At 60.1% G+C, this 12022-nt stretch carries 11 protein-coding genes and 1 riboswitch; of the genes, 5 read left to right on the top strand and 6 right to left on the bottom strand.

Annotated features, from left to right (window positions below):
- Positions 1-59: 59 nt before the first annotated feature.
- Both EI185_RS03035 and mgtA read left to right on the top strand, forming a co-directional pair.
- Entirely contained in the window at positions 60-446 is a 387-nt protein-coding gene (locus EI185_RS03035; protein WP_124703648.1) for a rhodanese-like domain-containing protein, read from the top strand.
- A 389-nt stretch (positions 447-835) separates the two neighbouring features.
- Positions 836-3601, top strand: a complete 2766-nt coding sequence (mgtA, locus tag EI185_RS03030; protein ID WP_124703647.1) for a magnesium-translocating P-type ATPase — start codon at positions 836-838, stop codon at positions 3599-3601.
- Between the two features lie 15 nt (positions 3602-3616).
- On the opposite strand, the gene metF is transcribed toward mgtA, so the two are convergent.
- The 4 genes from metF to metK all read right to left on the bottom strand — a co-directional run bounded on the left by metF (position 3617) and on the right by metK (position 7611).
- Positions 3617-4447 (bottom strand): methylenetetrahydrofolate reductase [NAD(P)H], encoded by an 831-nt coding sequence (gene metF, locus EI185_RS03025; RefSeq protein ID WP_124703646.1) that lies wholly within the window; start codon positions 4445-4447, stop codon positions 3617-3619.
- Between the two features lie 8 nt (positions 4448-4455).
- On the bottom strand, positions 4456-4803 hold the full coding sequence (locus EI185_RS03020) for a phage holin family protein (RefSeq protein ID WP_124703645.1): 348 nt from the start codon (positions 4801-4803) through the stop codon (positions 4456-4458).
- Between the two features lie 47 nt (positions 4804-4850).
- Positions 4851-6269 carry an adenosylhomocysteinase gene (gene ahcY, locus EI185_RS03015; protein ID WP_124703644.1) on the bottom strand — a complete coding sequence of 473 codons (1419 nt, stop codon included), beginning with the start codon at positions 6267-6269 and terminating at the stop codon, positions 4851-4853.
- 35 nt (positions 6270-6304) lie between these two features.
- Positions 6305-6381: riboswitch (S-adenosyl-L-homocysteine riboswitch) on the bottom strand.
- 66 nt (positions 6382-6447) lie between these two features.
- Positions 6448-7611: a methionine adenosyltransferase gene (gene metK / locus EI185_RS03010; RefSeq protein ID WP_124703643.1), complete on the bottom strand. Its 1164-nt coding sequence runs from the start codon at positions 7609-7611 to the stop codon at positions 6448-6450.
- Between the two features lie 71 nt (positions 7612-7682).
- Here metK and EI185_RS03005 point away from each other — a divergent pair, with 71 nt between their 5' ends.
- Genes EI185_RS03005 through EI185_RS02995 form a run of 3 tightly spaced genes read left to right on the top strand, consistent with a single transcriptional unit; the run spans position 7683 to position 9935 of the window.
- Positions 7683-8549, top strand: a complete 867-nt coding sequence (locus tag EI185_RS03005) for a lysophospholipid acyltransferase family protein (RefSeq protein WP_124703642.1) — start codon at positions 7683-7685, stop codon at positions 8547-8549.
- A gap of 4 nt (positions 8550-8553) precedes the next feature.
- Positions 8554-9426 carry an LpxL/LpxP family acyltransferase gene (locus tag EI185_RS03000; protein WP_124703641.1) on the top strand — a complete coding sequence of 291 codons (873 nt, stop codon included), beginning with the start codon at positions 8554-8556 and terminating at the stop codon, positions 9424-9426.
- Positions 9423-9935, top strand: a complete 513-nt coding sequence (locus EI185_RS02995; protein WP_124703640.1) for a GNAT family N-acetyltransferase — start codon at positions 9423-9425, stop codon at positions 9933-9935. Before EI185_RS03000 ends, EI185_RS02995 begins: the two co-directional genes overlap by 4 nt.
- Here EI185_RS02995 and EI185_RS02990 read toward each other — a convergent pair.
- Both EI185_RS02990 and EI185_RS02985 read right to left on the bottom strand, forming a co-directional pair.
- Entirely contained in the window at positions 9908-11281 is a 1374-nt protein-coding gene (locus tag EI185_RS02990) for a sensor histidine kinase (protein WP_124703639.1), read from the bottom strand. The genes EI185_RS02995 and EI185_RS02990 overlap by 28 nt on opposite strands.
- Complete coding sequence (locus tag EI185_RS02985; RefSeq protein WP_124703638.1) at positions 11268-11948, bottom strand: response regulator; 681 nt, start codon at positions 11946-11948, stop codon at positions 11268-11270. The genes EI185_RS02990 and EI185_RS02985 overlap by 14 nt, the downstream gene beginning before the upstream one ends.
- Positions 11949-12022 lie beyond the last annotated feature (74 nt).

The raw sequence follows: 12022 nt of genomic DNA, 5'->3' as shown, positions 1-12022 counted from the left end.
GTGGCTTAAGCCAATGCGGCTGGATGCCTTAGCACCATTTACGTTCAAGGAGTTGCCCCATGCAACATCTCAGCCCGAAAGAAGCAGACGCTTTCCTGCAAACCCATCCGGATGCGGTATTCATCGACGTGCGTTCGGAAATGGAGTTCCTGTTCATCGGCCACCCGAAAGATAGCATCCATATCGCCTGGAACGAATTTCCGGACTGGGATGTGAATCCGCACTTTCTTGCCCAGGTGCGGCGCGCGACTTCGGTCGACCGCCCGCTGGTACTGATCTGTCGCAGCGGCAACCGTTCCGCTGAAGCCGGGCAGTTTCTCGAGCAGCATGGCTACTCTGAAGTTTACAACGTGCTGCACGGTTTTGAAGGCCCGCTCGACGATCATCATCACCGCGGCAGCCTCTCCGGTTGGCGCTTCGAGGGCCTGCCCTGGGAACAGTGCTGACTGACACAAAAAAGTCACTTTCCAAGCCCACCATGTTGGGCTACCATGCGCGCTGTTATTTAAAGCGGAGATGCTTTGTGGGTACTAGTTCAGGTGACAGTTGGCGCCAGTGCATAACTGGCGATTGCCCGGTTAGATAACCCGCAGAACCTCTTCTGCCGCTATCTCGCCGAGCGCGAGAAGCGGTGTCAAACACCGGTCATTCCCTGACCGGCTCCCTTGCATCACTTCGCACCGACCCTGCTTTGCGTGGCCATACATTCATGTTGGCGCATGGCTTCGAACTCGCCTCATCGTTCTCCTTTGGAATGCAATGGCCACGGTAAGCTGCGAGACAGCCTGCTGCGACATAATGCGCTAATTCAAATTTGTCGTTTGAATGGAAAAAAATGAATTTCAATATTCTGAAAGAGGTTTTTGCCGGCTTCATTCGCAGTCGCGCCATGAGCCGGCACTTCCGGCGGCTTGTCCTTCTCGATGCGCTCACCGGCACGGGTGTCAGCAAAGAAGTGCCACATTCGCTGGCACAGACCCTGACGGGCGCCGCCAAAAGCGACGTCGATGCGTTGCTGAACAGCCTTGGCTCGCATGCCGACGGCCTGAGCGAAAACGAGGCCGAGGCTATCCGCGAGCGCGTCGGCGCCAATGAGGTTGAGCACGAAAAACCCATGCCGTGGTGGCTGCATCTATGGCACAGCTATCGCAATCCGTTCAATCTGCTGCTCACCATTCTTGCACTGGTGTCCTACCTTACCGGGGACATGAAGGCGACTATCGTCATTTCGACCATGGTGGTGCTGTCCACGCTGTTGCGTTTCTGGCAGGAGTCCAAATCCAACAAGGCGGCGGACAAACTGAAGGCGATGGTGAGCAACACGGCCACCGTGATGCGCCGTGATCCGGCCGAAGAGGCTGCCGAGGACGCACGCAAATACTTCAACGCAGTCCTGCATCCGAAAGGTCCGCGCAAGGTCGAAGTGCCGATCAGGCAACTGGTGCCGGGAGATCTGGTGGTGCTGTCGGCGGGCGACATGATCCCCGCGGACCTGCGCGTGCTGACCGCCAAAGACCTGTTCCTGGCGCAGTCGGCAATGACGGGTGAATCGCTGCCGGTGGAGAAGTACGCCAACCCACGTAACCCGGAGGCCACCAATCCGCTGGAACTGGACAATATCCTGTTCATGGGCACCAACGTGGTGAGTGGTTCGGCAACGGCCATCGTGGTCACTACCGGCAGCCACACTTATTTTGGGGCGCTGGCCCAGCGCGTGACCACCACCGACCGCGCGCCGACCGCCTTCCAGGCCGGGGTGAACAAAGTCAGCTGGCTGCTGATCCGCTTCATGTTCGTGATGACGCCGTTGGTGCTGTTCATTAACGGCTTTACCAAGGGCGACTGGGTCGAGGCGTTCCTGTTCGCGTTGTCGGTTGCGGTGGGACTGACTCCGGAAATGCTGCCGATGATCGTCACTGCCACTCTGGCCAAGGGCGCAGTGGTTCTGTCGCGCAAGAAAGTCATCGTCAAACGCCTGGACGCGATCCAGAACTTTGGCGCGATGGACGTGCTGTGCACCGACAAGACCGGTACCCTGACCCAGGACAAAATTTTCCTGGCTCGTCACACTGACGTGTTCGGCGAGGTGTCGGATCAGGTGCTGGAGTATGCCTATCTCAATAGCTATTATCAGACCGGCCTGAAAAACCTGCTCGACGTTGCGGTGCTGGAACACGCCGAAGTGCATCGTGAACTCAACGTCGCAAAGCACTACCGCAAGGTGGACGAAATCCCTTTCGATTTTCAGCGGCGGCGCATGTCCGTCGTGGTGTCAGAACGCGACGATCACCACGAGCTGATCTGCAAAGGCGCGGTGGAGGAGATCCTCGGTGTGTGCAACCGGGTGCAGCATGGCGATGCGATCGAGCCGCTCTCGGCTGAACTGCTGGCGCAGGTGAATAGCCTGACCGCCGCACTCAATGAAGAGGGCCTGCGCGTGGTGGCGGTCGCGATGAAAGAAACCCCGCCCACCCAGAGCGTTTACAGTGTGGCGGACGAATCCGGCCTGGTCCTGGTGGGCTATATCGCCTTCCTCGACCCGCCCAAGGAATCCACCGCCCCTGCACTCAAGGCGCTGCAGGCACACGGTGTCGCCGTGAAAGTCCTGACCGGGGACAACGAGCGCGTCACTGCCAAAATCTGCCGTGAAGTCGGCTTGCCGACGCAAGGCGTGATACTGGGCAATACGATCGAGGCAATCAGCGATGCCGAGCTGGCGCTCGTGGTCGAACAGCACAACGTGTTCGCCAAACTCTCGCCTGCACACAAGGAGCGCATCGTGCGCGCGCTCAAAGCCAATGGTCATGTGGTGGGTTTCATGGGCGACGGCATCAACGACGCGCCCGCCTTGCGCGCCGCCGACATCGGCATTTCAGTGGATACCGCAGTGGACATCGCCAAGGAGGCTGCCGACATTATCCTGCTGGAAAAGAGCCTGATGGTGCTGGAAGAAGGCGTGATCGAAGGCCGCAAGACCTTCGCCAATATGCTCAAGTACATCAAGATGACTGCCAGCTCGAACTTCGGCAACATGTTCTCGGTGTTGGTGGCGAGCGCCTTCCTGCCGTTCCTGCCAATGCTGCCGCTGCATCTGCTGGTGCTGAACCTGCTCTACGATATCTCGCAGACCGCCATACCCTTCGACAACGTCGACGAGGAGCAGGTCAGGCTGCCGCAACGCTGGAATCCGGAGCATATCAGCCGCTTCATGGTGTTTTTCGGGCCGGTCAGTTCCATCTTCGACATCGCTACTTATGCCCTGATGTGGTTCATTTTTGGTGCCAACACGGTAGCGCATCAGACCCTGTTCCAGTCGGGCTGGTTCATCGAGAGCCTGCTGTCGCAGACGGTGATCGTGTATATGCTGCGCACCCAGAAAATACCGTTCATCCAGAGCCGCATCGGCTGGCCGCTGCTGGCAACGACGATGGCTGTGATGATGGTCGGGGTGCTGTTGCCGATGGGGCCGTTCGCGCATTACTTCAGGCTGCAAGCGCTGCCGCTCGCCTACTTTCCGTTCCTGGTCGCCATCCTGTTCGCCTACGTGCTACTGATTCAGGCAATGAAGCGGTTCTATACGCGCCGCTACGGCTGGCAGTAAGCAAGGGCTTGCCGGCTATAACCCCAGCCGCTGCCAGATGGTCGTGGTGAGCGTTGCCTGGTTCATGGTGTAGAAGTGCAAGCCGGGGGCGCCCGCCTTGAGCAGGCGCTCGCATAAATCGGTCACCACATCCAGACCGAAGGCGCGGATGGATTCGATGTCGTCGCTGTAGCCTTCCAGCTGCTTGCGCATCCAGCGCGGAATTTCTGCGCCGCAGGCGTCGGAGAAGCGCGCCAGCTGCGAGAAATTACTGATCGGCATGATGCCTGGCACGATGGGAAGGGTGACTCCCAGCGCGGCGCATTCGTCGACGAAATTGAAATACGCGTCGGCGTTGAAAAAATACTGGGTGATCGCGGAATTGGCGCCCGCGTCCACCTTGCGCTTGAAGTTGAGCAGATCGTCACGCGCGCTGCGGGCTTGCGGATGGTATTCCGGATACGCCGCCACTTCGATGTTGAACCAGTCGCCGGTTTCGCTGCGGATGAATTCCACCAGTTCGTTGGCGTAGCGAAACTCGCCGGTGCTGGCCATGCCCGAGGGCAGGTCGCCGCGCAGTGCCACAATGTGGCGGATACCATGGGTCTGGTATTGCTGCAGGATGGCGCGGATATTGTCGTGGGTGGAGCCAATACAGGACAGGTGCGGTGCGGCTGCGTAGCCGGCGCGCTGGATGTCGAGCACGGTTTCCAGCGAATGGTCGCGGGTGGAACCGCCGGCGCCGAACGTTACCGAGAAAAACTTGGGTTTCAGCAAGGCCAGCTGGTCGCGCGTGGCGCGCAGCTTGTCCATGCCTTCCGGCGTTTTGGGCGGGAAAAACTCAAAGCTGAAAGTACGCTTGACCATATTCAGGTTTAATCCTTATTGCCGGGTATGAAAGCCGAGAGCACCCAGGCAATCACGCCATAGAGAATGGCGCCGACAAATGCAGCGCCGAAGTTGGTGACATGAAAGCCCGGCAGCAAACTGCCGGCCAGCCAGAACAGCAGGCCGTTCAGCACAAAATAAAACAGGCCCAGCGTCAGCAGCGTAATCGGCAGGGTCAAAATGGTCAGCACCGGGCGCACCACGCTGTTGATCAAACCCAGTACCAACGCGGCCACCAGGGCCCAGCCAAAACTTGCCACCTGGATGGCCGGCAGCAGGTACGCGACAGCCAGCAAAGCCACGGCATTCAATAACCACAGTAACAATAGACGCATTGTCGTGCTCCGGTTCGTAAAGTGTCTGCCGTCGCCTTTGATCCGGCTTAATAGCGGTAATGCGCCGCCTTGTACGGACCGTTCTTGTCCACGCCGATATAGGCAGCCTGCTTCTCGGTCAGTTCGGTCAACTGCACATTCAGCGTTTTCAGCTGCAGGCGCGCCACTTTTTCGTCTAGGTGCTTGGGCAGCGTGTACACGCCTACCGGATAGTCGGCGGTACGGGTAAACAGCTCGATCTGGGCGATGGTCTGGTTGGCGAAGGACGAACTCATCACGTAGGACGGGTGGCCGGTGGCGCAGCCCAGATTCACCAGGCGGCCTTTGGCCAGCAGAATGATGCGTTTGCCGTCCGGGAAAATCACGTGATCCACCTGCGGCTTGATTTCTTCCCACTGGTATTTTTCGATGCCGGCGACGTCGATCTCGTTATCGAAGTGGCCGATATTGCAGACGATGGCCTGGTTTTTCATTTTCACCATGTGGTCATGGGTAATGACATTGTAGTTGCCGGTGGCGGTGACGAAGATGTCGGCCTTGTCCACGGCGTAGTCCATGGTCACCACGCGATAGCCTTCCATGGCTGCCTGCAGGGCACAAATCGGGTCGATCTCGGTCACCCAGACCTGCGCGGACAGTGCACGCAGCGCCTGCGCCGAGCCTTTGCCGACGTCGCCGTAGCCTGCAACCACCGCGACCTTGCCGGCAATCATCACATCGGTGGCGCGCTTGATGCCATCCACCAGCGATTCGCGGCAGCCGTAGAGGTTGTCGAACTTGGACTTGGTGACCGAATCGTTGACGTTGAAAGCCGGGAATTTCAGCTCGCCGCGTTCAAACATCTGGTACAGACGATGCACGCCTGTGGTGGTTTCCTCGGTCACGCCCTTGATTTGCGCCAGGCGCGTGGAATACCATGTGGCATCGATCGCCAGCTTGGCCTTGATTGCTGCGAACAGCACACGCTCTTCTTCGCTGCCCGGCTTGGACAGTACGCCGATGTCGGATTCGGCACGGGTGCCCAGATGCAGCAACATGGTGGCGTCGCCGCCGTCATCCAGGATCATGTTGGAATAGCCGCCGTCCGCCCATTCAAAAATGCGATGGGTGTAATCCCAGTAGTCGGTCAGCGATTCGCCCTTGACCGCAAACACCGGCGTGCCGGTCGCGGCAATCGCCGCCGCCGCATGATCCTGCGTGGAAAAAATATTGCACGATGCCCAGCGCACTTCGGCACCCAGCGCCTGCAGGGTTTCGATCAGCACTGCGGTCTGGATGGTCATATGCAGCGAACCGGTGATGCGCGCACCCTTGAGCGGCTGGCTGGCGGCGAATTCCTCGCGGATCGCCATCAGGCCGGGCATTTCGATTTCGGCGATGTTGATTTCCTTGCGTCCCCAGTCGGCCAGCGACAGGTCGGCAATAATGTAATCGGGGGTAGTACTGGAATGGGTGACGGCGTTCATCACGCCCTCCTTTCTGTAATAAAGACCAAAAAAGCAAGACGTGAGCGCGGTTTCAAATTGAAACGCCTTGAGCCTGGCGGGATGGATACCCGTCGCAACGCTCCTCAAGGCTGGTTGGTAATTCTACCGCAGAGGGCGGGTCGAGCGCAGCATTTTTTGCTGCGCTCCCCTGAACGGCTTACAGGCAGGCATCCGCGCGCAGTGCCTCGGCCTTGTCGACGGACTCCCAGGTGAACTCCGGTTCGTCGCGACCGAAATGGCCGTAGCTGGCAGTGCGCGTATAGATCGGGCGCAGCAGGTTGAGGGTCTGGATAATCGCCTTGGGGCGCAGGTCGAAGTGCGCTTCCACCAGCTTGGCAATTTTTTCGTCGGCGATTTTGCCGGTGCCAAAGGTATTCACCATCAGCGATACCGGGCGCGCCACGCCGATGGCATAGGCCACCTGCACCAGGCACTTGCTGGCAAGACCGGCGGCGACGATATTCTTCGCCACATAGCGTCCGGCATAGGCGGCGGAACGATCCACCTTGCTCGGATCCTTGCCGGAGAATGCCCCGCCGCCGTGCGGCGCTGCGCCGCCGTAAGTGTCGACGATGATCTTGCGGCCGGTCAGGCCGGCATCGCCCATCGGACCGCCGATGACGAAGCGGCCGGTGGGGTTGACCAGATAGCGCACGTCGTTTTTGAGCAGATCGCCGGAAATGACCGGCTTGATGATTTCCTCGATCACGGCTTCTTCAATTTGCGCGTGGGAGACGTCCGGGTTGTGCTGGGTCGAGACCACCACGGTGTCCACGTGTTGCGGGACGCCATCCACGTAGCGGATGGACACCTGGGATTTGGCGTCCGGGCGCAACCACGGCAGACGGCCATCCTTGCGCAGTTCGGCCTGGCGCTCCATCAGGCGGTGCGCCAGGTAAATCGGCAGCGGCATCAGCGAAGACGTTTCATCGCAAGCGTAACCGAACATCAATCCCTGGTCGCCTGCGCCCTGGTCGAGATCAAGGCCTTCGCCCTCGTTGACGCCCTGGGCGATGTCTGCCGACTGCTTGCCGAAGGTGGTGAGTACGGAACAGGTGTGATAATCAAAGCCGATTTCCGAGCTGTTATAGCCGATGCGCTTGACCGCCTCGCGCGCCACCTGGTTGTAATCAACGGTGGCGTGGGTGGTGATTTCACCGGCGATGACCACCAGACCGGTAGTGACCAGCGTCTCGCAAGCTACACGCGCGTGAGGATCCTGAGTTAGAATCGCATCCAGTACCGCATCGGAAATCTGGTCGGCGACCTTGTCCGGATGACCTTCTGACACGGATTCCGAGGTAAAAATAAATTCTTTCATGGCACCATTCCCAAATCGCAATAGGCGAGGATGGTAGCAAACTTTAGCTGCGCCCGACACCATTCCCTATCATGACGCAATTTCTGCTCCGCTTGTTTGCCCGCCTCCCGCTACGTTGGTGGCACGTTGTGGGCGCGCTGGGTGGACGCCTGACGTATCGTTACAACGCCCGCTACGCCGCACGTCTGGCGGACAATTTACGGCAGAGCGGCATCGTTGCCGGTGCGAGCGAATACCAGACGCTGCTACGCCAGTGCGCAGCGGAAATCGGCAAGGGCGGCGCGGAAATCATCCCGATCTGGCTGCGTCCTTACGAGCAGACTTTAAAACTGGTGCAAGACTGCCAGGGCTGGGAGCATGTCGAAGCTGCCGTCAAACAAGGCAAGGGTGTGCTGGCGATGACCCCGCATCTGGGCTGCTTCGAGATTGTCAGCCTGTACTATGCGGCACGTCTGCCGATGACGGTTTTGTACCGTCCGCCGCGCCAGCAATGGCTGGAAGGCATCATGCGCGCCGGACGCGGGCGCGGCAAAGTCAATCTCGCCAAAACCGATGTCAAAGGCGTGCGCGCGCTGCTCACTGCGCTTAAAAAAGGTGAAGCGGCAGGCATTTTGCCCGATCAGGTGGCCAGCAAAGGCGAAGGCGCGTGGGCGAGTTTTTTTGGCCGCCAGGCCTATACGCCGACGCTGGTCGCGCGCCTGCACCAGTCCACCGGTGCGGTGCCGCTATTGATGTTCGGCGAACGCCTGCCCAAGGGGCAGGGCTATCGCATCCACATCGAGCCGCTTAACGCCGATCTGACCGGCAGCAAGGAGCACACCGCCGCGCAACTCAACGCCGCCCTGGAAGCACTGATCCGCAAGTATCCGGCGCAATACCTGTGGAGCTACAACCGCTACAAGCGCCCCGGCGGCGTTGAGCCGCCACCGGAGCAGTAGGCGTATGTCCCATATCGGCATATTTTTTCTGTGGCTGGTGCACTGGCTGCCGCTGCCCATGCAGGCGGCGCTGGGCAATCTGCTAGGCAATCTGCTGTATCGTTTTGCCGGCCGGCGCCGCCGCATCGGCGAAATCAATCTGCAATTGTGTTTTCCGCAATGGCCTCAGGCTCATCGCAATGCAGTGCTGCGCGCGCATTTCCGCTGTGCCGCACGGGCTGCGCTGGAGCATGGCATTCTGTGGTGGTCGCCCGTTAAACGGGTGAAGCGCCTGGTGCATTTTGCCGGGCTGGAACATTTCCAGCCGCTGCAAGGCCAGCCGGTGATCCTGCTGGCGCCGCACTTTGTTGGTCTGGACATGGGGGGCGTGCGCTTCACTGCCAGCTATGCGCCGATAGTATCCATGTACAGTCGCATGAAAAATCCCCATTTCGACCGGCTCATGCTGCATGCCCGGACCCGTTTCGGCAGCTCGAAAATGTTTTCCCGTCACGACGGCGTGCGTCCGCTGGTGCGCGAGGTGCGCCAGGGCTTGCCGCTGTATTACCTGCCGGATCAGGATTTCGGCGCCAAGGATGCTGCATTTGTGTCATTTTTCGGCGTTGCCGCGGCCACGGTGACCGCGCTGCCGCGCATCGCGCGCGTGGCGGGCGCCCGCGTGGTGCCCTGCGTCACGCGTCAGTTACCCGGCGGCAAGGGCTATGTGGCGCAGTTTTACCCGGCCTGGGACAATTTCCCGAGCGAAGATGTGGAAGCCGATACCCGGCGCATGAACGCCTTCATCGAAGACCGCGTGCGTGAAATGCCCGAGCAATATTTCTGGCTGCACAAGCGCTTCAAGACACGGCCACCGGGCGAGCCGAAACTGTATCCATGATTGCTCCAGTCTGGCACATTGCCGCGCTGCAAGCCGGCCAAGCCGAGGCACTGGGCGCGCTGGCACGGTACATCTGGGAACGGCATTATCCGGGCATCATCAGCCAGGCCCAGATAGATTACATGCTGGATCAACGCTATGGCGCTGCGCTTGTCCGGCAACAGCTTGTCCAGCCCGGCCACTGGTGGAAAGTGGCGCAGAATGACGCCGGGATGATAAGTTTTGTGCATTATTTCCTGGATAGCGACCCGCAACGCATCAAGCTCGACAAGCTCTATGTGCACCCTGCCTGGCAGCGCCGCGGTGTAGGCGCTGCGCTGCTTGACAGCGTCGAATCCGAGGCGCGCAGACAAGGCCGCACCACCCTCACGTTACGCACCAACAAGCACAACCACACCGCGCTCGCCGCGTATCAGAAATACGGTTTTGTCGTCACGGCGCAGGTGATCACCGAGATAGGCGCAGGGTTTGTGATGGATGACTACGTGCTGGAAAAAACGCTGGATTGAGAAAAGCTTACCCGGATCAGGGTGCCGCGGCCCGCTGGCGGTGCGAGGATTTCCAGCGTGGCGTCGTGCACCCGCGCAATTTCCTGCACAATCGCCAGTCCCAGACCGCAGCCGTCACCCGGGCTGCCTTCGACCCGGTGAAAACGTTCCAGCACCTTGTCGCGCTGCGACTCGGGGATGCCGATGCCGTTGTCCTCTACTTCCAGCACCGCAGCGCCAGCCTGAAGGCAGCGCACGGTGACGCTGCCGCCCGCCGGGGTATAACGCAGGGCGTTGTCAATCAGGTTGGCGAGCAGTTCACGAATCAACAGGGGCTCGCCCACCAGGGATGTGTTCTCCATATCGAAGCCGAGATCAATTTGCCGCTCCATGGCGCGGGGCACCCATTCGCGCGCAGCATCTTCGACTACATTGCGCAGATCCAGCGGCTGCATGGCATCGGGCGACATGGCACCGGGCTCGGCGCGCGCCAGCGTGAGCAGCTGGTTGGCAAGATGCGCGGTGCGCACGGTGGCATCCAGGAGATGCGTGAGCGTAGCGCGCAGTTCAGCCGACATGGTGCCGCGCAAGGCAAGCTCAACTTGCGTTTGCAGTCCTGACAGCGGCGTGCGCAACTGGTGCGCAGCGTTGGCCAGAAAGCGCTGCTGGCCATTCATGGAATCGTTGAGTCGCGCCAGCAGCGCGTTGAGCGAGGCGACCACTGGCCGTACTTCGTCGGGTGCATGATGTTCGGGTACCGGGCGCAGGTCGCGGTGCGAGCGCGCGGCGATTTCTTCCTGCAGGCTTTGCAGCGGTGCGAGGCCGCGGCGGATGCCGAACCACACCAGCAGCACTGCAGCCAGTGCAATCACCACGGCCGGCGCGAGCATCTCGGCCAGAATGCCGGCCAGGTGATGGTCGCGTTTGTTCAGGGTTTCCGCCACCTGTAAATAGGCGCTGCTGCCATTGGGCAAATGCATCTTTAATGCGGCGATACGGATATCGCGTCCGCGAAACGCGCTGTTGTAGAAAAACGGTTTGTCGCTGATCTGCGCCGGTACCGGCAAGTACAGGTTGCCCGCCAGGCGCGTGCCATCGGCGGCGACAAGCTGATAGTAGATATTGTCGTAGGCATTCACCAGCAGCAGGTCGCGGGCACCGGGCGGCAGGTTCAACACCGGTTTGCCGTTCACTACCTGGATATACTGCGCCAACGCGAGCATGGGATCGAGCAGCTCCTTGTCGTAGGCGTCATTGGCGGCATTGCGGGCCATGTAAAAAGTGCCCACTGACCCCAGCGCCAGCAGCACCAGCAGCGGAATCAGAAGCCAGCCCAGCAGCAGGCGTCGCAGGCTACGGGTGTGCATTTTTCGCTTCTTCGAGCAGATAGCCGAAGCCGCGTATGGTGCGAATCTTGATATCGGCAGGCTCCAGCTTGGCGCGCAGACGCGACATGTACACCTCCACTGCATTGGTGCTGATTTCTTCGTCCCAGTTGCATACCGCCTGCATGATCTTGTCTTTGCTCAGCACCTGCCCCTGGCGCATCAACAGATATTCCAGCACGCCCCATTCACGCGCGGTGAGCCCGAGCTGGCTATCGCCCAGCCACGCCCGGTGCGCCAGCGTATCCATGGTGAGACGCCCGCAACTGAGTTTGGCGCTTTGCGCGTGATGTCCGCGCCGCAGCAGGGCGCGCACCCGCGCTTCGAATTCACCCAAGGCGAATGGCTTGACCATATAGTCATCCGCACCCAGGTCGAGGCCGCGCACGCGATCGGCCACCGCATCCCGTGCGGTGAGGATCAGCACCGGTACGGTAAGCCCGCGTTCGCGCAGCTTGCTCAGCACGGCAAAGCCATCCTGACCGGGCAGGCCGATATCCAGTACGACCAGGTCATAATGTTCGGCGCCCAGTGAAAGTAAGGCTTTTTCGCCGCTGACCGCGCGATCCACGGCATAGCCAGGCAATGCCAGCGAAATCGCCAGTCCGGCGGCAAGGAGTTCGTCATCTTCTACTATCAGAATACGCATGGTTTTTTCCTTGAGCTGCGTGATAAATGCGCTATTTAAGATTAAATCACCGAAACACTGGCAGCAGCGGCTTC

The sequence above is a fragment of the Sulfuriferula multivorans genome, from assembly GCF_003851125.1.
In the GTDB taxonomy this organism is placed as follows: domain Bacteria; phylum Pseudomonadota; class Gammaproteobacteria; order Burkholderiales; family Sulfuriferulaceae; genus Sulfuriferula; species Sulfuriferula multivorans.
The sequence above is the reverse complement of the archived record's forward strand: the minus strand, read 5'-3'. Positions and strand labels throughout refer to the sequence as shown.